The 25,114-nt window shown below is 60.6% G+C and carries 22 protein-coding genes, 2 tRNA genes and 1 pseudogene; 21 read left to right on the plus strand and 4 right to left on the minus strand.

Annotated features, from left to right (window positions below; genetic code table 11):
* Position 1: 1 nt before the first annotated feature.
* The 3 genes and pseudogenes from ACGHIZ_RS04835 to ACGHIZ_RS04845 form a co-directional block, all read left to right on the plus strand.
* Positions 2-1,306, plus strand: coding sequence for an MFS transporter (locus ACGHIZ_RS04835; RefSeq protein ID WP_390449603.1), 1,305 nt, complete (start codon positions 2-4; stop codon positions 1,304-1,306).
* A 159-nt stretch (positions 1,307-1,465) separates the two neighbouring features.
* Positions 1,466-2,044, plus strand: coding sequence for a xanthine phosphoribosyltransferase (locus ACGHIZ_RS04840; RefSeq protein WP_035138016.1), 579 nt, complete (start codon positions 1,466-1,468; stop codon positions 2,042-2,044).
* Positions 2,045-2,196: 152 nt separating this feature from the next.
* Positions 2,197-2,508 (plus strand): annotated as a pseudogene (locus tag ACGHIZ_RS04845) (peptide chain release factor-like protein); the annotation flags it as partial.
* 85 nt (positions 2,509-2,593) lie between these two features.
* On the opposite strand, the gene ACGHIZ_RS04850 reads toward ACGHIZ_RS04845, so the two are convergent.
* Complete coding sequence (locus ACGHIZ_RS04850; protein WP_390449607.1) at positions 2,594-3,556, minus strand: diacylglycerol/lipid kinase family protein; 963 nt, start codon at positions 3,554-3,556, stop codon at positions 2,594-2,596.
* Positions 3,557-3,642: 86 nt separating this feature from the next.
* The gene (locus ACGHIZ_RS04855) at positions 3,643-5,064 is read right to left on the minus strand and encodes a chloride channel protein (protein WP_390449610.1); all 1,422 of its coding nucleotides are present in this window, start codon (positions 5,062-5,064) and stop codon (positions 3,643-3,645) included.
* A 210-nt stretch (positions 5,065-5,274) separates the two neighbouring features.
* On the opposite strand from ACGHIZ_RS04855, the gene glp reads away from it, so the two are divergent.
* The 16 genes from glp to ACGHIZ_RS04935 all read left to right on the plus strand — a co-directional run bounded on the left by glp (position 5,275) and on the right by ACGHIZ_RS04935 (position 20,873).
* Positions 5,275-6,537 carry a gephyrin-like molybdotransferase Glp gene (gene glp, locus ACGHIZ_RS04860; RefSeq protein WP_390449613.1) on the plus strand — a complete coding sequence of 421 codons (1,263 nt, stop codon included), beginning with the start codon at positions 5,275-5,277 and terminating at the stop codon, positions 6,535-6,537.
* Between the two features lie 10 nt (positions 6,538-6,547).
* Positions 6,548-7,027: a molybdenum cofactor biosynthesis protein B gene (locus ACGHIZ_RS04865; RefSeq protein ID WP_390449616.1), complete on the plus strand. Its 480-nt coding sequence runs from the start codon at positions 6,548-6,550 to the stop codon at positions 7,025-7,027.
* 203 nt (positions 7,028-7,230) lie between these two features.
* Positions 7,231-8,103 carry a molybdate ABC transporter substrate-binding protein gene (modA, locus tag ACGHIZ_RS04870; protein ID WP_390449619.1) on the plus strand — a complete coding sequence of 291 codons (873 nt, stop codon included), beginning with the start codon at positions 7,231-7,233 and terminating at the stop codon, positions 8,101-8,103.
* 68 nt (positions 8,104-8,171) lie between these two features.
* Positions 8,172-9,614, plus strand: coding sequence for a molybdate ABC transporter permease subunit (gene modB / locus ACGHIZ_RS04875; RefSeq protein ID WP_390449622.1), 1,443 nt, complete (start codon positions 8,172-8,174; stop codon positions 9,612-9,614).
* A gap of 3 nt (positions 9,615-9,617) precedes the next feature.
* The gene (locus tag ACGHIZ_RS04880; protein WP_390449625.1) at positions 9,618-10,688 is read left to right on the plus strand and encodes a sulfate/molybdate ABC transporter ATP-binding protein; all 1,071 of its coding nucleotides are present in this window, start codon (positions 9,618-9,620) and stop codon (positions 10,686-10,688) included.
* Between the two features lie 430 nt (positions 10,689-11,118).
* On the plus strand, positions 11,119-12,402 hold the full coding sequence (locus ACGHIZ_RS04885; protein ID WP_390449628.1) for a double-cubane-cluster-containing anaerobic reductase: 1,284 nt from the start codon (positions 11,119-11,121) through the stop codon (positions 12,400-12,402).
* Positions 12,403-12,555: 153 nt separating this feature from the next.
* Positions 12,556-13,719: a double-cubane-cluster-containing anaerobic reductase gene (locus ACGHIZ_RS04890; RefSeq protein ID WP_390449631.1), complete on the plus strand. Its 1,164-nt coding sequence runs from the start codon at positions 12,556-12,558 to the stop codon at positions 13,717-13,719.
* A 155-nt stretch (positions 13,720-13,874) separates the two neighbouring features.
* Positions 13,875-14,639, plus strand: coding sequence for an acyl-CoA dehydratase activase (locus ACGHIZ_RS04895; protein ID WP_349125438.1), 765 nt, complete (start codon positions 13,875-13,877; stop codon positions 14,637-14,639).
* Positions 14,640-14,709: 70 nt separating this feature from the next.
* The gene (gene selD / locus ACGHIZ_RS04900; protein WP_390449635.1) at positions 14,710-15,759 is read left to right on the plus strand and encodes a selenide, water dikinase SelD; all 1,050 of its coding nucleotides are present in this window, start codon (positions 14,710-14,712) and stop codon (positions 15,757-15,759) included.
* A gap of 61 nt (positions 15,760-15,820) precedes the next feature.
* Positions 15,821-16,447, plus strand: coding sequence for a sulfurtransferase-like selenium metabolism protein YedF (gene yedF / locus ACGHIZ_RS04905; protein ID WP_225093460.1), 627 nt, complete (start codon positions 15,821-15,823; stop codon positions 16,445-16,447).
* 19 nt (positions 16,448-16,466) lie between these two features.
* Positions 16,467-16,718: a DUF3343 domain-containing protein gene (locus ACGHIZ_RS04910; RefSeq protein WP_117765837.1), complete on the plus strand. Its 252-nt coding sequence runs from the start codon at positions 16,467-16,469 to the stop codon at positions 16,716-16,718.
* Positions 16,715-17,854 (plus strand): aminotransferase class V-fold PLP-dependent enzyme, encoded by a 1,140-nt coding sequence (locus ACGHIZ_RS04915; RefSeq protein ID WP_225093461.1) that lies wholly within the window; start codon positions 16,715-16,717, stop codon positions 17,852-17,854. Before ACGHIZ_RS04910 ends, ACGHIZ_RS04915 begins: the two co-directional genes overlap by 4 nt.
* A 77-nt stretch (positions 17,855-17,931) precedes the next feature.
* Positions 17,932-19,290, plus strand: a complete 1,359-nt coding sequence (gene brnQ, locus ACGHIZ_RS04920; RefSeq protein ID WP_390449639.1) for a branched-chain amino acid transport system II carrier protein — start codon at positions 17,932-17,934, stop codon at positions 19,288-19,290.
* A 91-nt stretch (positions 19,291-19,381) separates the two neighbouring features.
* Positions 19,382-19,458, plus strand: a tRNA-Pro gene (locus tag ACGHIZ_RS04925).
* Positions 19,459-19,464: 6 nt separating this feature from the next.
* Positions 19,465-19,538, plus strand: a tRNA-Gly gene (locus ACGHIZ_RS04930).
* 333 nt (positions 19,539-19,871) lie between these two features.
* On the plus strand, positions 19,872-20,873 hold the full coding sequence (locus ACGHIZ_RS04935; protein WP_390449642.1) for a hypothetical protein: 1,002 nt from the start codon (positions 19,872-19,874) through the stop codon (positions 20,871-20,873).
* A gap of 141 nt (positions 20,874-21,014) precedes the next feature.
* On the opposite strand, the gene ACGHIZ_RS04940 is transcribed toward ACGHIZ_RS04935, so the two are convergent.
* Together ACGHIZ_RS04940 and ACGHIZ_RS04945 are read right to left on the minus strand one after the other, a co-directional pair.
* Complete coding sequence (locus ACGHIZ_RS04940) at positions 21,015-21,491, minus strand: PIN domain-containing protein (protein ID WP_390449645.1); 477 nt, start codon at positions 21,489-21,491, stop codon at positions 21,015-21,017.
* Entirely contained in the window at positions 21,484-21,807 is a 324-nt protein-coding gene (locus tag ACGHIZ_RS04945; RefSeq protein ID WP_149926611.1) for a type II toxin-antitoxin system RelB/DinJ family antitoxin, read from the minus strand. Before ACGHIZ_RS04945 ends, ACGHIZ_RS04940 begins: the two co-directional genes overlap by 8 nt.
* Before the next feature lie 428 nt (positions 21,808-22,235).
* On the opposite strand from ACGHIZ_RS04945, the gene ACGHIZ_RS04950 reads away from it, so the two are divergent.
* Together ACGHIZ_RS04950 and fdhF are read left to right on the plus strand one after the other, a co-directional pair.
* Positions 22,236-22,754: a 4Fe-4S dicluster domain-containing protein gene (locus ACGHIZ_RS04950; protein WP_022095206.1), complete on the plus strand. Its 519-nt coding sequence runs from the start codon at positions 22,236-22,238 to the stop codon at positions 22,752-22,754.
* Between the two features lie 74 nt (positions 22,755-22,828).
* On the plus strand, positions 22,829-25,051 hold the full coding sequence (gene fdhF, locus ACGHIZ_RS04955) for a formate dehydrogenase subunit alpha (protein ID WP_082421866.1): 2,223 nt from the start codon (positions 22,829-22,831) through the stop codon (positions 25,049-25,051).
* Positions 25,052-25,114 lie beyond the last annotated feature (63 nt).

Consider the following 25,114-nt stretch of genomic DNA (forward strand, 5'->3'; position numbering starts at 1 on the left):
TATGGAGAAAACCGCAGAGCAGCTGCGCCGCGAGCACCTTGCCCTTGAGGGCGACACCCATGGCAAGAACAAATGGGCGATTCTGTTTACCGTGCTCATCATGACGTTTATGTCGTGTCTGGATTCGACCGTCGTGACCGTGGCGTTGCCCGTGATGCAAAAGGAGCTGGGCGTGGGCCTCGACCGCATCCAGCTGGTGAGCTCGGTGTACCTGCTTGCGACATGCGTGGCTATGCTGCCGTTTGGCCGCTTGGGCGACGTGCGCGGCAAGGTGGGCGTATTCCAGCTGGGCGTAATCGTTTTTACGGCCGGCTCGCTGCTTTGCGGCCTTTCGAGTTCGCTCGAAGTTCTTATTCTGGCACGCATTGTGCAGGGCGTCGGCTGCGCGGCGGCCATGGCTAACAACATGGGTATCATCACCGAGTCGTTTCCGGCGCGCGAGCGCGGTCGTGCCATGGGTATTCTCGCGACCTTCGTGGCCCTCGGCATGATGTGCGGCCCCGTGCTCGGCGGCATGCTGGTGGCAAGCTTTCCCTGGGAGAGCATCTTCCTCATCAACCTGCCCATTGGCGTCATCTCGTTTATCGTGGGACTCTATACACTACCGCATGTTAAGCCGGAGGCCGGCGAGCGCCCCATGTCCCTGGTTGAGGCTGCTCGTCGCTGCTTTGCAAATTCGGCCTTCACCATCAACCTTGCTTGCATGCTCATCGTGTTCGTTGGTATTGGCGCATCCGAGTTTATCCTGCCGTTCTATTTTCAGGACGCTCACGGCTTTGGTTCCGACATCTCTGGACTACTCTTTTTGGCGCTGCCGATGGTGAATGCCTTTATCGGCCCGCTTTCGGGTACGGTTTCGGACCGCGTTGGCTGCGAGGGCCCCACGGCGGTGGGCCTGGGTGTGTACGTGTGCGGTCTCTTTGCGGTAAGTACGCTCGACGAGCACTCTTCCATCCCTGTGATCGTGTGCTGTGTCGCGTTTATGTCGTGCGGAACGTCGATTTTTCAGAGCCCCAATAACTCGCTGTACATGGGCTCGGCTCCGCGCGAAGCGCTCGGCTTTGCTGGCAGCCTGGGTAGCCTGGCGCGCTATGCGGGTATGGCAGTGGGCATTACGGTGGCGTCGAATATCCTGTATGGGCAGATGAGCGTGGCGATGGGCGAGGCCGTGACCAGTTTTGTTGCAGGCCGTCCGGATGTGTTCTTGTTTGGTTTCCGCTCGGTGTTCTATGTGTTGATGGCTGTGGCCGCTGTGGGCTTTGCGCTCGCCATGGTGCGTTTGGTGAGGGTGCGTGCCCGCCATTAGCCTGTGGAGGCAGGCTTGCCACGAATCGGGCCCATCTACTGGTCTTGCGGCTTTATGATGCGTAGGGGCTTGTGGGGCGGGCGGGAGTCGGTCCGTGGTAGACTATCGAACAACGTTTATTAATCGCGCGGTATCGTTGCCGCGAGAAGGGGTTGCGCCATGCAGGAGCTTGAGGATCGTATTCGCCATGACGGCATCGTAAAGGCCGGTAACGTCCTTAAGGTTGATGCCTTCCTCAACCACCAGTGCGACGTTGAGCTGTTCGACCATATGGGTGCCGAGTGGGCCCGTCTGTTCGAGGGTGTCGAGATCAACAAGATCCTGACGATCGAGGCTTCGGGCATTGGCATGGCTTGCATTGCGGCCCAGCATTTTGGCGGCGTGCCGGTGGTCTTTGCCAAGAAGGCACAGTCCATCAACCTCGACGGCGAGCAGTATGCCACGACCATCTACTCCTTTACCAAGCAGAAGGAGTACCCGGTTATCGTTGGCAAGCGCTTCCTGTCCGAGGGCGACAAGGTCCTGATTATCGACGACTTCCTGGCCAACGGCTGCGCGCTCGAGGGTCTTATCAAGATCTGTGAGGCTGCGGGTGCCGAGGTATCTGGTATTGGCATTGCGGTGGAGAAGGGCTTCCAAGGCGGTGGCGATAAGCTCCGCAAGCGCGGCTTCCGCGTTGAGAGCCTGGCCCGTATCGCCGATATGGACTGCGAGAACGGCGAGATCACCTTCGCCTAGGCTCGCAACACAAGCGATTGGTATGCGATGTGACAAAGGGACTGTCCCTTTGTCACATTTTTTGTATGAGGGGAGGTGTTGATATGGATGAGAACAAGATGGGATGGCGCGAGTATGCGCGCTATGCCGAGATGTCGGTCGAGGAGTTGGCGCGCGATTGCGAGGTGCAGGTGTTTCGCGCGACAGGTCCGGGCGGGCAGGGCGTGAACACGACGGATTCAGCGGTGCGCATGAAGCATGGGCCCACGGGGATTACCGTGACGGCGCGCGAGAGCCGCAGTCAGTTTCAGAATCGTGCGAGCTGTTTGCGTAAGCTGAGGGCAGAGCTTGAGCGTCGCGGGTGTCCACCGCGTCGACGCGTAAAGACCAAGGTGCCTCAACGCTCTCGCCAGCGCAGGCTCAACGACAAGCACTTCAACGCGATTAAAAAGGCCAACCGTCGCAAACCGGGCAGCGACGAATAGCCACTCCTAAGTTGCGGTGAAATAGGGACTGTTTATGCAGCTAAAGCCGCAAGGCAGTCCCTATTTCACCGCAACTTAGGTGGGATTAGCGGGTGGGGTGCCAGACGTGGAGGGCTCCGGCGAGGACGTCGACCTCGATGCGCGAGGCGACAATGGGCTCACCGTCGGCCTGGATGGGGTAGTCGGGCTCCTCAAAGGTAAGCTCGGCATGGCGACAGCGGCGCATGCGAACCGGTGGCAGCTTGGTATGGTGGCCGTCTTTGGCCGAAAGGAACATGGGAAGCGCGACCGCGCGCGGAACGGGGCCGCAGGCGTAGCAGACGTCGAACATACCGTCACAGGGGTCGGCGCCGGGGCAGATGCGATAGCCCGAGCCATACGTGGGGCCCAGCTGAATCGCCATGATGATCGCCCTCACGCGCTCGGCGGGCGCGCCGTCAAAGCTGGCTGTCATGGGGTAGTTGCGATAGCGTAGGCCAAACTGCTCAAGTCCCGAGAGGGTGTAGAGCGGCGCGCCGGTGAGACCCGTCTTTTTGCGCAGCTCGGCGGTGCCAAGGCCGATGGCGGCATCGATGCCGATCGAAAGCGTCTGGTCGTAGTACTCAACGGTAGCCTCGCCGCTGCCGCTCGCAGGACTCCAAGAGCGAATGCGCCCGATGTCCTGACGTTGCAGCTCGCAGGTGAGCAGCGCGCCAAAATCCTTGCCGGAGAAATCGTCGATACCGAGCGTCTGGGCAAAATCGTTGCCGGAGCCCACAGGTAGGATGGCAAGAGCGGGGCGGGCGTCCTGCTCTTGCGTCATAAGTCCGTTGACGACCTCGTGAATCACGCCGTCGCCGCCAAGGGCGATAACGGTGCGATAGCCCTGAGCCTGTGCGGCCAGCTCCTTGGCGTGTCCCATGCGCTCGGTCAGCACCAGGTCAAACTGGGATGCGCGTGCAGTCATGTCCAAAAAGCGTTGCAGGCGCTCGGCAACTTCGCGTGCCGCACCTGACTGGGCGGCTGGGTTGGCGATAATGAGCGTGCGGCCAAAATCAGTTGCGTGCATGGGGCGACTCCCGGCGTGTGACATGACAGTGCGGTCGCGCTCAGGTCGAATTGACCCCGATTGTGGCTGCACGGCGATTATTACATCTACTCTATCAGGTCGTTGTGGCGCTCGATAGCATCCGCTACCGTACCGCCCTCATCCACAATAAGCGAACGGCGCTTGGGCGAGATGATGCGCTGGGCGGGGTACACGCCGCGGTGTCCGCCGGTTAGGTAGCTGATAAAGGCCACGATGACAAAGAACCCGGCGGCCGTGCCGTGGAACAGGTCGATGGCCATCATGCAGGTGGTGATGGGCACGTTGAGGCCGGCGCAGAACACGCCGAGCATGCCGAGAGCCGCCAGAAAACTGGGGTCGAGCCCGGTAAGGCAACCGATCCAGCCACCGAGTGCCGCGCCGATGCCAAACAGGGGCGTGACCTCGCCGCCTTGGAAGCCCGCGCCCAGGGTAAGCGCTGTGACGACCAACTTGATGGCTGCGTCCGCCAGGGTGGTGTTGCCGGCAAATCCGGCGCCGGAAAGCCACGTGGAAAGGCCGGCGTAGTCCCAGGCGTCGAGGAGGGCATAGGCGGCTAAAACCACGAGTGCGCCTATGAGTGCGCGAACGAGGTAATTGGTGATAAGGCGACCGTACAGGCTCTTGACGGTTCGAACCGACCAGGCAAAGAGGCGTGCCGTCAGACCGAAGATAATGGCGCTGATAACAACGATGACAACCGTCCGTGGTGTCATGTTGGGAACGCTGGCGATGACATTCGCCTCGTACTCGGTTCCCAAGGCAAGCGACGTAAAGTAGCCGGTAAACGAGGCGACCAGGCAATAGATGCCCGCGGTGTAGTCGATCTTGCCGATAAAGCACATCTCCATGCCAAAGAAAGCTCCGGCAAGGGGCGAACCGAATACGGCGCCAAAGGCCGACGAGATGCCGGCGAGCATGAGGTCGTGGTGGTCGTGCTTTTTGAGGTGGGCGAGGCTCGAGATGTTGCTGGCGATGGTGCCGCCAATCTGCACCGCAGCTCCCTCGCGACCGGCTGACCCGCCCGTTAGGTGTGTGAGCGTGGAGCAGACGAAGGTGAGGACGGCCATGCGCATATGGATGAGGCGTGTGCCCAGAGCGGAGTCGATGACCAGGTTGTTACCGCGTTTGGCGGCAAGGCCGTGGTTTTTGTACACCCATGCGGTGGCAACGCCCACAACGGGAAGCAGCGCGTAGACCCACGCATGGTGCTCGCGATAGTCGGTCGCGATATTCAGCGAGGCCAAAAACGCCCAAGCGGCAACGCCCATGGCGAGCGAGACGATGACGACGAGCACGAGCAACTTGGAGCTCGCGAGTAGGTTGCGGGCGTTGCGGCGCGTGTCGGCAGCCAAGAGATACTCGGAGCGGGTGAGCTGTTGCCTGCCTGCCATGATGACGTCGTTCAGGGAGAAAAGGCCGCCGTCGTCGAGCGGCTGGGAATGATCCTGCGCCTCGTTTGCGCTTTCGGGTTTGTCGGTAAAAGCCATACGTTCCTCTTTTGGGTTGCAACACGAGCATTATAGAACGTGGCAAACGAGACAAACCGGCAGGTTGGTTTCGGTTCTGTTTCGCCGTCCGTTACCGACAGGTGTATTCGTGGGCATGGGCCGTGCCGCCGTCGTGCGGCGGGGGATTATACTGAGATAAACATAAAGAATCGGCGCCCGTGATGTGCGCCGTGGCATTAAGAGGTGCATATGGCAGAGAAACTCATTCCGCTGGAGGATGCGCAGTCGATTGTTTTGTCGCACGTTGCTCCGACGGATCTCATCGAGATTCCCGTGTGGCAGGCCGCCGGTCTTCCCTTGGCAGAGGACGCGGTGGCCGATATCGACATCTCGCCGTTTGCCAACAGCGCCATGGACGGGTATGCCGTGCGCTCGGCGGACTTGGCGCAGGCATCTGGCGAGGCGCCGGTGACGCTCGACGTTATCGGACATGAGGCCGCGGGCCATGTGTTTGAGGGCACAATCGGCGCGGGCGAGACGGTCCGCATCATGACGGGCGCGCTGGTGCCCGAGGGTGCCGATGCCGTGGTGAAATACGAGATCGTCGACGTGCTCGACGGCGATGGTAACGAGGACTCGCATGTGAGGTTCTCGGCGCCTGCCAAGGTAGGGGAGAACGTTCGCTCTGCCGCCGAGGAGGCCCATGCCGGCGATGTCGTGATGCACGCCGGCGAGGTCGTGGCTCCGGCGGGCGCGGGTCTGCTGGCAAGCGCCGGATACGCGAGCGTGAAGGTGCACGCTGCCCCGCGTGTGGGAATTATCTCGCTGGGCACGGAACTGGTCGCACCGAGCAGCGTGCCGGCGCGTGGGCAGATTCGCGACTCCAATTCGTCGGCGTTGATGGCCGAAGCACTCGATGCCGGCGCCGAGCCCGTGTTCTACGGCATTGCGCCCGATGATGAGCAGGCGATTGCCGAGCTGGTGCATCGTGCCGTGCAGGAGTGCGATTTTGTCATTACGAGCGGTGGCGCCTCAGCGGGCGACTACGATTACGTGACGGCGTTGGTTAAGCGCGAGGGCGAGGTGCTGTTTGACCGCATCTCGATGCGTCCGGGCAAGGCCATCACGTTTGGCTTGCTCGGGGGTAAGCCCTACCTGGGGCTTTCAGGTAATCCGGCCGCGGCGTATGTAGGCTTTGAGATGCTCGCCCGCCCGGCGATCCACAAGATGCGCGGCTTTGCCGAGGGTGCGCGTCCCGTGCAGCAGGCGACGCTCACGCACGGTGTGAAAAAGCGCCAGGACCGACGTTTCTTCGATCGCGCCACGGTTTTGCGCGACCCCGAGACCGGTGAGCTGTTGGTGACCGAGGCCAAGACGCAGAATTCGGCGCTGCTCGGCACGATGCAGCGGGCCAACTGCCTGCTGCGTATTGACGAAGGACCGTGCGAGCTCAAGGCGGGCGACGTCGTGGATGTCATGCGTGTCGACCTGCCTGAGGACGCCGTGTTGTAGGAGGAATGCTATGGAGTTGAAGATTTCGATCGTGACGTGCTCGGATACGCGCGATCTTGCCCAGGACGAGGCTGGAGCCGCACTCGAGGAACTTATCGAGGCACAGGGATGGACGGTCGCCTCGCATGTGGTCGTGCGCGACGACGCCAGCGAGATCGGTGATGCCATTGTGGAAGCCGCCGATGAGTGCCACGCCAATGTCGTGCTCACCTGCGGCGGCACGGGGCTTTCGATGCGCGATGTAACGCCCGAAGCGACGCGTGCCGTCTGCGACCGCGATGTGCCGGGTATTGCAGAGGCAATCCGTGCGTACTCCATGACCAAGACGCGCCGCGCCATGCTCTCGCGCGCCGTGTGCATGCAGCGTGGGTATACGCTTGTCATCAACTTTCCGGGATCCACGAAAGCGGCCCGCGAAAGCTGGGAGGCCGTGAGCGATCAGCTGGAGCATGCGGCCCAGATGACGGCGGGCGGCGGGCACGCCAAATAAGCGCGCTACCTGCGGCGGAGCGACCTTGCGGGCTGCTCCGCCTTTTTATGCAGCGACAGTGCAGCCATCTCGGGGTTATCGGTAAAAGAAACTAATTAGACTAGAACTAATTATCACAAATATTATTCGCGCAGAAGTATAATCTAGTAACAGAATAAAGCCTGCGGCGGGGTGCCCGGGTATAGCGTTCGAAAGGGTTGAACATGTTCGATATGGTTTCTCGCCGCGGATTCGTCTCGCTTTCTTCTGTCGCCGCTGCCGGCCTTGGTCTTGCCGGCTGCTCGGGCAACAAGACGTCCGAGCCGGCCGGATCCGATGCCGGTTCTGCTAAGGCATCTTCCAAGAAAGCTGTCGAGCTGCAGGTTTTTGCCGCCAACTCGCTCGAGAAGGCCCTGTCCGAGGTTCAGGAGCTCTACACCGAGCAGACCGGCACTGCGTTTGCCGACACGCAGTTTAAGGCGTCTGGCGACCTTGTCGAGCAGATGCGCGCCGGTGCCGCCGTCGATGTGCTCATCACGGCCTCCAAGGGCACCATGGACGACGCCGAAGCCGCCGAGCTCGTCGACGCCGACACCCGTGAGGATATGTTCGCCAACGACCTCGTGATCATTCGCGCCGAGGGCTCCGACACCAAGGTCGAGGCCATCGCCGACGTCGCGAATCTGGACGGCAAGATCGCCATTGGCGACGCCAAGACCGTCCCCGCCGGCAAGTACGCCAACCAGGCGCTGGCTTCCGTGGGCCTCTACACCGGCACCGAGGGTGATGACGGCGAGTACGCGCCTGAGATCGCCGACAAGGTGGCCCTGGCCGACAAGGTCGGCACTGCTGCGTCTTACGTCTCTACGGGCGACTGTGTGGCTGGTTTTGTCTACAGCTCCGATATCTTTCGCTACGACGGCATCGAGGAGGCCTTCGTGTGCCCCGAGGATTCGCACAAGCCCATCGTGTATCCCGGTGCTGTCGCCGATAGCTCTGAGCATGCCGACGAGGCCAAGGCGTTCATCGACTTCTGCCTGACCAACAAGAAAGCCCAGAAGATTTGGGCCAAGTACGGCTTTGAGCTTTCCGCGTAGTGCGGCTTGGCGCGATAATTCCATCGTTTTGTGTTTAACTCCGTCCTTGTATCCGCTTGGAGCTTTTCGTGCTTAATAGATTCCGCATGCTTGTCGCCTGTGCTTTGACCTTCATGCTTTGCTGGGTGCCTGGATTTGCGTTTGCTGGGGACGCTGAGGACGAGGACCAGGTTGCTGCGACCGCTCATGGGCTTTCCTATGGGATCGAGGGTTTTGAGCGGTTGGCCAGGGGGACCGCTCGTGCCATGGAGGGCCAGCCTGAGGGCTACCGGTTTCCCGTTGACGAGGACGTGGACCTTGTGGTGGCGCCTGCTGCCGATCGCGTTGTGGTGTGGATATCGCCCAAGGCGGTCGAGAAGTATGGATTGGATCCGCAGGACAACGAGTGCGTATCGGGTCTCAAGGCCCTCGTCAGTGAGCTCGACAGCGCAAACTGCATGGGAGGTGCGCAGCTAGGGGACGTGGATCTTCCTTGGTATGTCACGACGGAAACAACGTTTGACGCCGGCGGGTATACCTATGGCTTTGACAAACGCGGTGCGGATGGGGACCGCTATGTGGTGATTGCATCAGCCTCAGGTGATGCCAAGGGCGGCGCGCGTTGGCTTGATAGCGCTCAAATGGTAGAGGCATCGTCTGTCGTGTTGCGGGATGAGCAGGGGCCCTTGACCTCTCTAGCCTCCTTTTTGAGCGACATCGACTATCGCCCGTTTTGGGTGTCCATTAAAACGAGCGGTCTTGCCCTGCTGATCTCCTTTGCGCTGGGCCTGTTCGCCGCGTGGAAGACTATGGGTACCTCGAGTCGCATCAAGGGTCTGCTCGATTCGGTCTTTACGATTCCTATGGTGCTGCCGCCCACGGTCTGCGGCTTTCTGCTCCTCATGCTGTTTGGTCGCTCGACCGGGGTGGGCCAGTGGCTCATCGCGCACGGCATCTCGATTGTCTTTACGTGGCCCGCGGCGGTGATATCTGCCGTGGTGGTGTCGTTTCCATTGGTCTACCGTACGGCACTCGGTGCCTTTGAGAGCCTCGACACGCAGATGCTCGACGCCGCGCGAACCTTGGGATGGTCCGAACGTCGCATCTTTGCCAAGCTCATGATGCCGCTCGGCTGGCCCTCCATCGCCGCCGGCACGGTGCTCGCCTTTGCCCGCGCGATGGGCGAGTTTGGCTGCACGCTGTTCTTTGCGGGCAACTACGCCGGTATTACGCAGACCATCCCCATTGCCATCTACTTTGAGTGGATGGGCGGCAACACGTCGGTAGCCCTCTTTTGGGTCGTCGTCGTGATCGTGTTTAGTTTCCTAGTCATCCTGTTCATCAACATGTACACCGCTCATTCGCAAAAGTATCGCGAGCGGGGCTTTTCCCGTGCGGAGCGCAAGCAGACCAAAGATCTCAACGGACAGGGCGATTCGCTCGACCCGGCGGGCGGCGATGCCTTGCGTATTGATCGCGAGGCGCTGGCCGAGCTCATGCGCGATGATACGGCGCCGCAGGGAGGACGATAGGCCATGTCACTCGTTTTGGATATCAAAAAGCACTATCCCGGGTTTATGCTCGACATGCAGCTTGAGGCCGGTGAGGAGCGTGTGGCGCTGCTGGGCGCTTCGGGTTGCGGCAAGAGCTGCACACTGCGCTGCATTGCCGGTGTTGAGACGCCCGACGAGGGCAAGATCGTCGTCAACGGCGTGACCTTTTTTGACTCAGCGACGGGCATCAACCTGTCGCCCCAGGAGCGAAAATGCGCCCTGCTGTTCCAAAACTATCAGCTGTTTCCCAGCATGACGGTGGCCGATAACGTATGTGCCGGTGTAAAGGACGCGGGCGACGCCGCGGCGCGCAAAAGGCTGGCCGAGTGCTATCTGGGCATCTTTGGCCTGGCCGATTTCGCCGACCGTTATCCCGCGCGGCTCTCGGGCGGCCAGCAACAACGCGTGGCGCTTGCCCGCATGGTGGCGGCGCATCCGGGCATTTTTATGTTCGACGAGCCCATGAGTGCGCTCGATGCGTACCTCAAGAGCGCCCTCGAGCAGAATATGCTCGACCTGTTCGATGTCTGCAACCGCACCGTGCTCTACGTGAGCCACGACATCGACGAGGCATGCCGCCTGTGCCAGCGCATCTGTGTGATGCACGACGGGCATGTTGAGGAGCTCGGCTCCGTCGAGGACGTGGTCCGCCGTCCGCAGACGCTGGCGGCGCTGCGCCTAACTGGCTGCAAGAACACAAGCCGTGCGCGCAAAATCGGCGACGAAGAAGTTGAGGCCCTCGACTGGGGCATGACCTTTAACGTGGGCCGCGAGGTCCCCGATAATGTGGCGTACCTGGGCGTTCGCGCAAGCTATTTCCATATTGATAATCGCGTTGAGCGGGGCCGTAACAGCTACGATTTGCATGTGGCCCGTGTGAGCGATTCGCGCTTTGAGCGGCTGGTGCTGCTGGACGTGCCGCGCGCTGATGCGCCCACGCGTCTGCAGTGGAAGGTCAACAAGGTGGGCGTGCCTGTCGACGAGCTACCGCAAGCAGGCGAGACGCTGCGCATGCACTTCGATGCCAGCAGGATCCATTTGGTTTGTCGATAGCGCCGGGTAATGCCGTCGGGGATATAAGCCTCGGCGGCTTTGTTTTTGCCGTTCGCCGAATGAGAGATGACAAACTCTTATCAATCAAGAGAATTGTTTATTAAACGACGGCACACGATGCTGTCGTACGAATGTCAACGGTGTTCGCATGGTCGATGACCGTTGATATAGTTGATCTTATCTTGTAAAGGAGGGTACGCATATGCCGCAGACGACATACATTCGCCGCGTTGCCGCGCGTGCCCTATATATGGCTCGGAGCCGCATATGAGCAGGTATGTTCACGGCTCCGGGAGAGACGACGCACAACTAAATAATCGACCGCAAAGCAGGTTCCCCAAAATTCCGGGTTTAGGCGCGGCTGGGTTTTCGCCACCCACCGTGCAGCAATACCGTAGCTATTCATTTTTGGTTCGAGAGGGGAACCGTTATGGCTGAAGCACTCGATTTTCATCCGATGTGGGAGAGCCTCGGCATGAATCTTGCCGACCACGATATGCTGCTGGGCGCCGTGGGCCAGATGTACGGGGACATGTTCCTGTCGCAGAACAACCGTCCCAAGTCAACGTCCTACCTGGACTTCGTGGCCACCAACATCCACAGCGGCCGTATTAAGGAGATGCTCGACAAGAAGGAGGCCGGCGAGGCCACCAAGATCGTGGGGTCGTTCTGCGTGTACGTGCCCGAGGAGATCGTGCTTGCCTGTGACGGCATTCCCGTTGGTCTGTGCTCGGGTGCCGACTGGGCAACCGACAAGGTCGAGGAGCACTTGCCGCGCAACACTTGTCCGCTCATCAAGAGCTTTGCCGGCTTTAAGCCGGGCGAGGTCTGCCCCTACATTGAGTCGAGTGACTTGGTGGTAGGCGAGAACACCTGCGACGGTAAGAAGAAGGCCTACGAGTTCTTTGCGACGCAAAAGAATATGTACGTCATGGATATCCCCAACGTGCACGACGAGTCGACGCTCGTGACCTGGAAGGCCGAGGTCAAGAAACTCGCCGCCAAGATCGAGGAAGAGTGCGGCGTCACGATTACGCCTGAGCGTCTGAAAGCCGCCATCCACGCCGTAAATGAGAAGCGCCGTGCCCTGCAGCGCCTCGCTGCCACGCGCGCTGCCGACCCGGCGCCCATCAGCGGTCTCGACAGCCTGCTGACCGTTCAGGCCGCCTTTATGGACGACACGCCGCGTCTGACCGGAGCCATTAACGATATGGCGGCTGAGTGCGAGCAGCGTGTCGAGGCCGGCGAGGGCGTGGCGCCCAAGGGGACCAAGCGCATCCTGTACACCGGCACGCCCATGGCCGTGCCCAACTGGAAGCTGTTCAACCTCATCGAGAAGGCCGGCGGCGTCGTGGTGGGCGAGGAGTCCTGCACGGGTTCGCGCTACTACAAGGATCTGGTCGACGAGTCCGGTGAGACGGTCGACGAGATGCTTGATGCCATCGCCGAGCGCTACTTTAAGATCAACTGCGCCGTCTTTACGCCCAACGACCAGCGTATGAAGGACATTGTCCAGATGGCCAAGGACCTGCATGCCGACGGCATCGTCGACGTGGCCCTGCAGTTCTGCACGCTCTACGAGATGGAGTCGTTTGCCGTGGAGAAGGCCGCCGAGGAGGCCGGCATTCCGTTTATGCACATCACGACCGACTACGCCGGCGAGGATGCAGGCCAGCTACAAACCAGGATTGAGGCCTTCTTGGAAACCATTTAGGGCTATCCGTCCCGGCGGCTTTCCCGGACACCCGATCTTGCCGTTCAAACCGTCGCTTGCTACCAAAGTATGCGGCGCTTCTCTTTCACGGCAACCTCGGGCACCTGGGAAAGCCGTTTCCTTGGTTGGTTAAAAGGTTTGTTAAGGAGCTATATGCCGGAATATATTGAGCAGCCGTTGCCGTCCACGTTTGAGGAGTTCAACGAGCAGCGCAAGGCGGCGTTTATTCGCGTCAAGGATTATAAGCAGGCGGGTAATCGCCTGGTCGGCTTTTTGTGCAGCTATACGCCGCTCGAGATTATCGATGCCGCGGGCGCTGCAAGTGTGGCCTTGTGCGGCACATCCGACGAGGTGATTCCCGAGGCCGAGAAGGTGCTGCCGGCAAACCTGTGCCCGCTCATCAAGTCGACGTACGGTTTTGCCTACTCGCAAAAGTGCCCGTTTACGCACTTTAGCGACATGATCATCGGCGAGACCACCTGCGACGGCAAGAAGAAGATGTACGAGCTACTCAACGAGCTCAAGCGCACGCACATTCTGCATCTTCCGCAGGGTCGCGATCGCGCCTACGAGCGCGAAGGCTGGTACGAGGAGTGCCGCCTGCTCAAGGAGGAGCTCGAGGGCTTCTACGGCATCACGATTACCGACGATGACCTGCGCGCTGCCGTCCGTCGTCGCAACCGCTTGCGTGCGGCCCAGCTCGACATGTTTGCCCTGCAGGCCAACCAGCCGGCGGCCATGAGCGGCGTCGACCTGATGAGCACCATGTTTGCCGGTACGTTCAGCTTTGATATCGAGGCCTATACGCAGCAGCTGGAGCAAAAGGTTGCCAAGCTGCGCGAGGCCTACGACGCGGGCGAGCGCCCGGTTGCGGCAGACGCCAAGCGCATTCTGATCACTGGCTGCCCGGTGGGCGGCGTGATCAACAAGATCGGCCGCACCATCGAGTCCAACGGTGGTGTGGTCGTGTGCATGGACGACTGCTCGGGCGAGCGCACGGCGGCCATGATGATCGACCCGGATGCTCCCGACATCCTGCGCGCCATCGCCGACCGCTACCTGGACATCAACTGCTCGGTCATGACGCCTAACGAAGGCCGCATGGGAAACACGCTGGCTATGTGCGAGAAGTACCATGTCGATGGCGTGGTAGAGAGCGTGCTGCAGGCCTGCCACACCTTCAACGTTGAGAGCGCGCGCATGCAGGAGGCTGTCGAGGGTGCGGGCATTCCGTACATGAAGATTGAGACCGATTACAGCAATGGCGACATGGGTCAGATCGAGACCCGCATCGCCGACTTCATCGAAACCCTCTAGGTTTCTCAGGCACCGGATTTTGCCCCTCAAACCGTCGCTTGCGTACCCAAAGTACGCTGCGCTCCTCTTTCGGGGCAATCTCCGGCACCTGAGAAACCTAGAGCTAAGGCGCCTGAACGCGCCGTTACCTTTGATGTTTAGATTGGGAGAGAGCCATGATAGGGATCGGGATTGATATCGGGTCTACGGCGGCTAAGGCTGCTGTGGTCGATGGGGAGGGTTCGGTGGCGTGGACGTGCGTGCAGCCAACCGGGTTTTCCTCGGTCGATGCTTCCGAGCGGCTGCGCGAGGCGCTGGCAGCGGCCGGCTACGACGTGACGGCCGACGACGTGCGCGTGGTCGCGACCGGCTACGGTCGTGTCGCCGTGCCCTATGCGCACAAGGTCGTGACCGAGATTACCTGCCACGGTACCGGTGCCGTGCGCCTGTTTGGCGATCACGGCACCGTGATCGACGTGGGCGGTCAGGACACCAAGGTCATTCAGCTTAAAAGTGGCCGAGTGGCCAAGTTTGCCATGAACGACAAGTGCGCCGCCGGCACGGGGCGCTTTTTGGAGATCATGGCCGACCGCCTAGGTATTTCCCAGCAGCAGATGGCCGATCTGGCACGTTCCGGCGAGCCTACCAAGATTTCCAGCATGTGCACGGTGTTTGCCGAAAGCGAGGTCATCAGCCTGATCGGTCGTGGCGAGCCGCGCGAGAACATTGCGCGTGGCGTGATCGACAGCGTGGTCTCGCGCGTGGCGACCATGGCCGGGCAGGCCGCGGGCGCCCCGTACTACCTGACCGGTGGCCTGTGCGAGAACGCCTTCGTGGTGGAGCGGTTGGGCGAGCTACTGGGATCGCCGGTGACCACCTCGCCCCAGGCTCGCTTTGCCGGAGCGATCGGCGCGGCGATTCGCGCACAGGCGCTCAATTAATGCATCCGCCGTCGGCTCGCATTCATGCGTATACTGGGAGAAAATGATTGACCGATGAGAGGAGGTATCGATGGCTGACGATCAGATTAAGCTCACGTCTATGACGGCCGCGAGCGGTTGAGCCGCCAAGCTGGCTCCCGGAGCCCTCGCCCAGGTCCTGGGCGATTTGCCCAATGTGCATAATGACAACTTGCTCGTGGGGTTCGATACCTCCGACGATGCGAGCGTCTTTCGCGTTGGCGATAACTTGGGTCTCGTGCAGTCCATCGACTTCTTCCCACCGATGGTCGACGACCCGTTTTTGTTTGGCCAGATCGCCGCGGCAAACTCGCTGTCGGACATCTACGCCATGGGCGGGCGGCCGAGCCATGCCATGAACTTGCTGTGCATCCCGAGCTGTCTGGGCGTTGAGGTTGCCGGTCAGATTCTGGCGGGCGGCGCCGACAAGTGCGTCGAGGCGGGTTGCTCCATCGCGGGCGGTCACACCATCAACGACGACGAGCCCAAGTACGGCCTGTCCGTGAGCGGGTTTGTCGCGCTCGACCGCATGCTCGCCAACAGCGGCGCGCGCGTGGGCGATGCGTTACTGCTGACCAAGGCGGTTGGCTCGGGCATCATCACCACGGCCATTAAGGGCGAGCTCATCGAGCGGGACGAGGCCGCAGCCATGTTTGACTCGATGCGCACCCTCAACGAGGCTCCGATTCGTCTGGCCGAGGGACTTGAGCTTCACGGCTGCACCGACATCACGGGCTTTGGCCTGATCGGGCATGCGTGCGAGATGGCCGAGGGCTCGGGCGTGCAGATTGAGCTTGCGTCGGGGGCGGTGCCGCTCTTTGACCAGGTGCTCGACATGGCGCGTCTGGGCATTATCCCCGCGGGCTCCTACCGCAACCAGGACTTCTTTGGCCCGCGCGTGACGGTTGACGATGAGCTGGAGCCGGGCATGTTGGATGCGCTGTACGATCCGCAGACCTCGGGTGGTTTGCTCATCGCGGCGCCCGCGGCGGATGTGGATGAGCTTGCGCGCCGTTTGCATGCCGAAGGACGTATCGCCGCCGCCGTCGGTCGCGTGTGCGAGCCGGTGCCGGGCGGTCCTGCCGTTCGCGTTGTTCGCTAGCCCGCACGTTTATGTAACTGTTTACCGTTCTCTAGAACGGTTCTTTCGAAAGGATTTTGCTATGTCTACCAAGATTGAAGTCAATGCCATGGGCGATGCCTGCCCGCTGCCCGTCGTCAAGACGCTTAAGGCACTCAAACAGCTTGACGGCGAGGGTGCCGTGGTGACCTCGGTCGATAACGAGACCGCCGTCAAGAACATCTCCAAGATGGCGCAGGAGAAGGGCTGCACGGCCTCGGTCGAGAAGGTTTCTGACGCCGAGTGGCACGTGACCGTGGCGACTTCTGGCGCCGTTGCCGTGGCCGATCCCGAGCAGGATGGCGCTGCCTTCTGCGACGCCAACGCCGGCAAGGGCAAGCTCGTCATTTCCGTCTACACCGATTGCATGGGCCGTGGCGACGACGAGTTGGGCCACAAGCTCATGAAGGCGTTTATCTTTGCCGTGACGCAGCAGGAGGAGCTGCCTGCGACCATGCTGTTCTACAACGGCGGCGCCAAGCTCACCGTCGAGGGTTCGCCGGTGCTCGATGACCTGAAGGGGCTGGCGGAGCAGGGTGTCGAGATTCTCACCTGCGGTACCTGCCTGGACCACTTTGGCATTAAGGACCAGCTTGCGGTGGGCGAGGTCACCAACATGTACGTGATCGTGGAGAAGATGGAGCAGGCCGTGCGTGTCGTGCGCCCGTAGCGTATTGGTTGGAGTTGCCATGAGGGAGAAGCGCCCGGCGCTTGTCATCACGTTTCCCACCACGGCGGCCGCCATGGGCTGCGAGTCCCTGTGCATCGAGCGCGGCCTTCCCGGGCGAACGATTCCCGTGCCCGGGGAGGTCGCTGCCGGCTGCGGTCTGGCGTGGAAGGCGTTGCCTGCCGATGAGGAGCTGCTGCGCAGCGAGCTTGCCGCGGCGGGCGTTCCCACCGAGGGCTATACCGTGATTGATATGTGGGAGGTCGTGCGATGATCTACCTGGATAACGCGGCGACGACCATGCACAAGCCGCAGACGGTCATCGATGCCGTGACGCAGGCGATGTACTCGCTCGGCAATGCCGGGCGCGGCGCCACGTCGGGCGCCCTCGATGCCGCTCGTACGATTCACGGTTGCCGTGCCAAGCTCGCGCGCCTTTTAGGTTGTCCGAGGGCGGACCATGTGTGCTTTACGCCCAACTCAACCGCGGCGCTCAACACCGCCATCAACGGGGTGGTGTGCCCCGGCGACCGTGTGGTCACGACGGTGCTCGAGCACAACTCCGTGCTACGTCCGCTTAACCGCCTGGCGGTAGAGCGGGGCGTGACCGTTGAGCATGCGGGCTGCGATGCGAGCGGCGCGCTCAACTACGACGAGCTCGAGCGGCTGGTGACGCCTGACACGCGTGCCGTAGTGGTGACGCACGCCTCCAATGTGACCGGCAATGAGGTCGACATTGCGCGCGTGGCCGCCATGGCCCATGCGGCCGGCGCGCTGGTGATCGTCGATGCCTCGCAGTCTGCCGGCACGGCGCATATCGATATGCAGGCCATGGGGCTCGACGTGGTGTGCTTTACTGGCCACAAGGGACTCATGGGTCCGCAGGGGACCGGCGGGCTGGCCGTGGCGGAGGGCATTGACGTGTGGCCGTGGGCCATGGGCGGCACGGGCGTGCACAGCTTCGATGCGCTGCAGCCGCTTGAGTGGCCCACGCGTCTTGAGGCGGGCACGCTCAACGGCCACGGCATCGCGGGCCTTTCTGCCGGCCTCGACTTTATCGAGGCGCAAGGCGGGGTCGAGGCGATCGCGGCGCATGAGCGAGCGCTGGCTGATCGCTTTCTCGCTGGCGTGCGCGAGATTCCGGGGATTAAGCTCTACGGTGCGTTTGACCAGCCCGTGCGCTCGGCGATCGTCTCACTCAACGTGGGTGATATCGACTCTGCCGAGATCTCGGACGCGCTCATGCAAGGGTGGGGGATTGCGACGCGCCCCGGCGCCCATTGCGCTCCGCTCATGCACCGCGCGCTCGGGACCGAGCGCCAGGGTGTCGTTCGCTTCTCGTTTGGGTATTTCAACACGGACGAGGAAGTCGATACCGCGATTGACGCTTTGCGCGATTTAGCCTGCTAAAGCTGCTAGACCGTTTATACTTGCGGGATGGGTGTTTTTGCCCGTCCCGTTTTTGTTTCGACCCGAAAGGTGTGCCTATGGCCTCATCCGCACCGCGCGGTCTGCGCTCCGACCATGTCGTTACCGTCGGCATTGCGCTGTTCTCGATGCTCTTTGGCGCCGGTAACCTCATCATTCCGCCATTGCTGGCACTTCAGGCCGGCACGGCCACGCCGCTTGCCATGATCGGCCTTTTGATTGCCGCTATCGGTCTGCCTGTTATGGGATTTATCGCCGTCGCGCTCGCCGGCACGGCCCGCGAGCTGGCTGGGCGCGTGCATCCTAAGTTTGGCGAATTCTTCGTTGCGGCGGTGTATTTGGCCATCGGCCCGTGCCTGGCCATTCCGCGCACAAGCTCTACGGCCTTCGAGATGCTGGTGCCGCTACTGCCCGAGGGCGTTTCGCTCGGCACGGCTCGCCTGGTGTTTGCCGTTGGCTTCTTTGTCGTCGCGTTTGCGCTCACGCTGCGTCCGGGCGTTATCACGCGCGTGCTCGGGCGCATTACGGGCCCCGCGCTCATTGCGCTCATCGTGCTGGTCGTGGGTGCTGCCGTGATCTCGCCGCTGGGACCGGCTGCCGCGCCGCAGACTCCCTACAATGCCGGTGCTACCGTGCAGGGCTTTTTGACCGGTTATCAGACCATGGATCTGCTTGCGTCGCTCGCCTTTGGCATTATCATCGCCGAGACCATTCACGAGCTGGGCGTTACCGACGACAAGCGCGTGGCCTTCGAGATTTCGCGTTCCGGTGTGATCGCCGGCGTGCTCATGGCCATCATCTACTGCGGCCTGGCGCTTGCCGGAATGCAACTCGGCACGGTTATGCCCGATGCCACCAACGGCGCCGCGATTCTTGCGCGTTCTGCCTCTATGCACTTTGGTCTTGCTGGCACGGTTGTCGTCTTTGCGATTTTCTTCCTCGCTTGCATGAACGTGTGCATCGGCCTTATCAGCTGCTGCTCACGCTACTTCTGCGAGACGTATGTGGTCGAAGGGGGAGCGGAGGCTTCCGAGGAGGCCATGCGCCGACCCTTCGCGATTCTCGCCTTTGTGTTCGCAGCGTTTTCGTGCGTGCTCTCCAACGTGGGTCTCGACGTGATCCTCATGTTCTCGGTGCCTATGCTCAATGCCCTGTATCCCGTTGCCATCGTGCTGGTACTTATGGGCCTGGTGCACGGCTTTTGCGACGCGCATTCGCAGGTATGGGTCTGGGTCGGCGGCGTTGTCGCGGTGCAGAGCGTGATCACCTCGGTTCGCGACGCGTTCTTTGCGGGCGCGTGGCTACCGTTTGATGCGCTGCCACTGGCAGATATCGGTGCCGCGTGGGCGCCGGTTGCCGTGGTTGCCTTTGTGATCGGTCTGCTCCATAGTCGTTTTGTCGCACATTCGAGGAGCTAGGGTTTCTGCGCTTGCACAGGCGGGGAGTCTCCCCTATAATTTCCTTCGCTTTGGGACACGCAAGGTTTAGACCTTAGCTGCTCAACACCTTCGGGACGTGGCGCAGTTTGGTAGCGCGCCTGCTTTGGGAGCAGGATGTCGCAGGTTCAAATCCTGTCGTCCCGACCATATCTTGCGGGCGTAGTTCAATGGTAGAACCCCAGCCTTCCAAGCTGATGACGCGGGTTCGATTCCCGTCGCCCGCTCCATAAGATAGACGAACGGCTCTGGCTCCTTTTGGGACCAGAGCTGTTTTCATATACATGCCGGGGACCCCACATCCCCTCCTAAGTTGCGGTGAAATACGGACTGTTTTCCGGCTTTTATGGCCCATGTAGTCCGTATTTCACCGCAACTATTTGTAAGGTTGGATTTTGATGCCGTTGGGAGGGTCGTAGCGACCGTCTACCGAGAGTGGAAATATTTTTTGAAGCTCTGACCTGCGACGTCAAGCTTTTGGTCAGCTTTTGGCAAGGCCTGCGGACGGAAGCATGCGATAGCGTAATGGTATTCTCTCCGCCGTGATGGTTATGGGGTTGGCCATGCTCGATAAAGGCAAACATTTTCCGCAGTCATATGCAAGAATGCTATTCTCGGCCGTTGGAATTCATCAAGATGGACAGCTGCTTATAACAATTGATCCTTGGGATGAACGCCGTGCGCGTGAGCATATGCAGGAAGAGCTCATGCTTCGTCTTTACAACCACGTGTATGCGGATCCGGTCTATTGGAATAATCTTGGGGTTGAAGATCGCATCTTTCAGCTGGCATCCGCTATTGCGGTCGTTGAACCGGATGCTGTGTTTTGCGGATCGACAGCAGCGCTGCTCTACGGCATCGGCTCGGCGTATACGCTTCTGGATAAAGTGCAAGTACTGCTGCCACGGTCTACAAGGCGTGATACGTATGAGTTCGTTGAATACAAGCGCTGGCGGGTGGGCGAAGTGTGGCGTCTCGGTCTGTTTACGCTGACGGATCCGTATCGAACGGTTGTTGATATCGCTCGAACGAGCGCCTTTCGTTATGCGCTGGGCTATGTCGATGGCTTGGCCCGTGAGTACGATGTCGAACGCGAAGAGCTGCGGGCATATGCGCAGGCAAATTGCCGAGGGTTGCATGGCATCGCGCGTGCTTTTGACGTTTTTGAGCATATGGATGGCAGGTCAGACAATGGCGGCGAGTCCGAGGCGAGAGCAGCGATGATTCTCGCTGGGGTTGCCGCGCCTGAGCTTCAAGTTGAGATACCGCGACCAGGAAACGCTGGCTATTATCTAGCAGATTATGGCTGGCAGATGCCAGACGGCTCATGGACGCTGGCAGAGCTGCATGGGCTGGGTAAGTTTGAAGACGAAGCTCAAAATGATCCGGAGCAAGCGGCGGCAAAAACCTATCGAGCGGCCCTCATGCGCGATGCGAACCTTCGCGCCATGGGCCACAACGTCATTCATTTCAAACTCTCGGACACCTACGAAGTAGAATCGTTCGGTGCCATGATGCGCGGTTACGGTATTCCGACAACAAAACCCTACGCCGACTCCCGATAGAGAAATCGTTCGCAGCCAACCTTCAATAAGTTGCGGTGAAATACGGACTATCGAGGCCTTTAAAGGCATGAAACAGTCCGTATTTCACCGCAACTTAGGAGGGGATGGGGCTGAGGGGCGGGCGATGCCGTTGCCTGCCGGTTAGTGGCGACCGTGGTGGCGGAGCTTGTCGATGGTGGAGTCGGTGCCGTGTCCGCGGGCGTCGGTGCTTCGGCTGCGGGCGTCGGCGGCGGTTTGGCGCTGGCGGCGGTAGTCGATCATGCCTTGGATGATGGGCTTGCCAAAGCTCACGACATCATCGTTGTAGATGGTGGTTCGGGCTGCGAGGAGGCAGTCGGTAAAGTCCATATGGGTCTTGCCGAAGAGTTTGACGGCAAGGGCGACAACGGTGGGCTCGTCGACCATGACGTCATCGAGCAGCCTTTTCATGGCCGCAGCAATTTCAACGCGGGGAACCTTATAGACGTCGCGCAGCGTGACCACGACGCGCGTGATGATTTCGGGGTAGACACGTGCGGTGCGCGTGGCGATGACCTTGGCAGCGCGCGGTGACAGGACCTCGTCGTCGTCAAGCAGGTAGCGAAGGATGACGGTCTCGTCGATGATGGTGCTACTCATGGATATCTACTTCCTCGGGACCCAAAACCGACTCGTCGCTTTCTGTGGCTAGGTATTCAATCCAGGCATTGCGCTCCTCGGAGCGGCGATTGGGGTCCCCATATGCTTTGAGCAGTCCATAGGCGGACGTGCCGTCCTTGGAGCGCACGGCGACCGGCTGAAAGGGGAGCTTGCGCATCAAAATACTCTGCGCGACAAATAGACGGACAGCCTCGGCGAGCGATGTGCCCATGGCGTCGTAGAGACGCTCGGCATGCTGCTTGTCTTCCTCGCGAATGCGCACCTGCAGGATGGCTCGTTTTTGAGTCGATGACATCACTGGCCTCCCTTAATGAGCGTGCAATTCGAATAGTCAAATACAACATCGGCTAATAATAGCCAATCTTACAACCACTACTTTATTGCACTAGAGTAATTGAGTGTAAACGATATTACAAACGTACTACATCTTTCAGAAACGAGCGTGAAATCTCCCTTGGATGTACGCATGTAATACACTCACCTTTATAGCTTCTAGAGAATAATTCCAACCTGCCAAAACCCCTGCAATACACCCGTATTGCAGGGCCTATGCTCAAGTTTGCCCCCTGCAACTGCGTATATTTAACCTGTATATCGTTGGAGAAACTCTACCGAGTGCCTGTTTCGCCGCATGCATTCGATTCGTCGATGCCGGACCACGGGCGGTCCGGGGCAACGTCGACAGGGTCTCTCCGGCATGGGATTCAGGAGGGAGTGAACAACATGGGCAATAAACGAGTCGTGGCTGATTCTTCACGCTGCATTGGGTGCCAAACCTGTATGGCGGCGTGCATCGAGGCGCACGATATTCCCGGCAACATCGCCGCACCTCGCTTGCGCGTAACGCGCACCTACGAGATTTCCGCGCCGGTGGCATGTCACCACTGCGAGGACGCTCCGTGCGCCAAGGCCTGCCCCACGGGCGCCTTGTTCTTTGATCCAAAGAACCATCGCATCGGCGTCAACGAGGACAACTGCATCGGCTGCAAGAGCTGCGTCATGGCATGCCCCTTTGGCGCCGTGAGCGTGGCGACCACGCAGGTCCCCGTCTTGATGGGTGACGTTCGCGTGGGTTCGCAGACTAAGAGCTTCGTGCTCAAGTGCGACCTGTGCGTGGACCGTCCCGGCGGTCCGGCGTGTGCCGAGGCGTGTCCGACCAAGGGCCTCACCCTGGTAGACGAGGAGCGTCTGGCAGAACTGACTGCCGAGCGTGCCCGCGCCACCATCGAAAACGAGGCGTAAGCGTCGGGCGACAGGCCCAATGATTGTCAAATAAGTACCGAGCATTCGGTAGCAGAGAAAGGAAGGAGGGTGTCATGGAGAAGCATAAAGTGATCTGCCCGTACTGCGGCGCCGGTTGCCAGTTTAACCTCCTGGTCCAAAACGGCCAGGTCGTGGGCACCGAACCGCTCAACGGCATCACCAACCAGAGCGAGCTGTGCCTTAAGGGCATGAGCGGCTACGACTTCATCAACGACACCAAGATCTTGACTCCTCGCGTACTGCACCCGATGATCCGCCGCACTAAGGGCGCGGATCTTGAGCGCGTAAGCTGGGACGAGGCACTGGATTTCACCGCATCTAAGATGCAGGCCATAATTGACGAATATGGTCCTAACGCTGTCATGACCACCGGCTCTTCGCGAGGCGGCGGCAATGAGGCGAACTACGTCATGCAGAAGTTTACGCGTGCGTGCATCGGCACCCACAGCGTGGACAACTGCGCCCGTACTTGACACGGCCCTACTGTCCTCGGTCTGATGGACACGGTTGGTTCAGGTTGCATGTCATGCTCCATCCCCGGTATGGAGGATGCGGGCTGCATTTTCCTCTTCGGCTATAACCCTGCCGATTCGCACCCCATCGTCGCAAGGCGTATCGTGCGAGCCAAAGAAAAGGGTTGCAAGATCATCGTCGCCGATCCGCGCCATATCGAAACTGCGCGTATCGCCGATCTCTACCTTCCGATCAAGAACGGTTGCAACGTCGCGTTCCTCAACGCCTTTGCCAACTGCTTGGTCAACGATGGCCTCTACGACAAGGAATTCGTCGCCGAGCACACGAACGGCTTTGACGAGTGGTGGGAGACCATCAAGAACTACACTCCCGAATCCGTACAGGACATCACGGGCGTCGAGCCTGCGTTGATCCACCAAGCTGCCGAGATGTACGCCACGGCGAAGCCCTCTGCCATCATTGGCTGGGGCATGGGCGTATGCCAGCAGAAGCAGAACCTGAAGACGGTGCACACCATCGCCTCCATCGCCTGCGTTGCCGGCCAGATCGGCAAACCCAACTCCGGCCTCGCGCCCGTGCGTGGCCAGAACAACGTCCAGGGCTCCTGCGATATGGGCATGCTGCCCAACCTGTATCCTGGCTACCAGAAAGTCACCGACCCGGCTGTGCGTGCCAAGTTTGCCAAGGCTTGGGGCGTGCCCGAGGAAAAGCTCCCGCTCGAGGAGGGCTACAAGCTCACCGACCTGGGCCACCTGGTCGACGAGGGCAAGGTGCACTGCTTCTACAACTACGGCGAGGACCCGGTGCAGACCGAGCCCGATTCGGCCGGCATGCGCAAGACGCTCTCCGAGCTGGATCTGTTCATTTGCCAGGACATCTTTATGACGCAGACGACCATGCTCGCCGACGTCATCCTGCCCGCTACCTCTTGGGGCGAGCACGAGGGTGTCTTTACCGCATCCGACCGTAGCTTCCAGCACTTTGACGCGGCTGTTCCGCCCAAGGGCGAGTGCCGTCACGACTGGGAGATCTTCGCGGACCTGTCTACGCGCATGGGCTATCCCATGCACTACGACAACACCGAGCAGATCTGGAACGAGTGCATTAGCCTGTGCCCCAACTTTGTGGGCGCGACCTACGAGAAGATGGCTCCCGAGGGCGGTTACGCCCAGTGGCCCGTCAAGAGCACCGATGTGAACGACCACGGTACGCCTGACATGTTCGCTGGTGGCAAGTTCACCACCAAGGATGGCCGTGCCAACCTGATGGCGCACGACTGGGAGGCGCCCTCCGAGCTTCCCGACGATGAGTACCCGCTCATCCTGTGCACCGTCCGCGAGGTCGGCCACTACAGCTGCCGCTCGATGACCGGCAACTGCAAGACGCTGGCGCTGCTTGCCGACGAGCCCGGTTTTGTCCGCATGAATCCCGCGGACGCCCAGGCGCGCGGCATCAAGAATGGCGACATCGTCTCGATTCACAGCCGCCGCGGCCAGGTATACAGCCGTGCCGACGTGAGCGATCGCATCAACAAGGGCACGGTCTACATGACCTACCAGTGGTGGATCGGCAAGTGCAACGAGCTGACCATTCACAAGGTCGACCCGGTCTCGCATACGCCCGAGGACAAGTTCTCCGCCTGCCAGGTCGACGCTATCGCCGACCAGGTCTGGGCTGAGGGCGAGGTGGAGCGTCAGTACACCGAGCTCAAGCAGGCTCTGGTGGACGCCGCCGCTCCCCAGGACGTTGAGCCCGGTGCCGCCAAGTTCGACGACGAGACGCACGTGAACCAAATCGTGTAGTCCCGTTCTCGTTGGCTTTTTGGGCCGGGCGTCCCGTACGTTCGGGAGCCCGGCCCGTTATTT

This window comes from Collinsella sp. i05-0019-G5 (assembly GCF_042851345.1).
GTDB lineage: Bacteria > Actinomycetota > Coriobacteriia > Coriobacteriales > Coriobacteriaceae > Collinsella.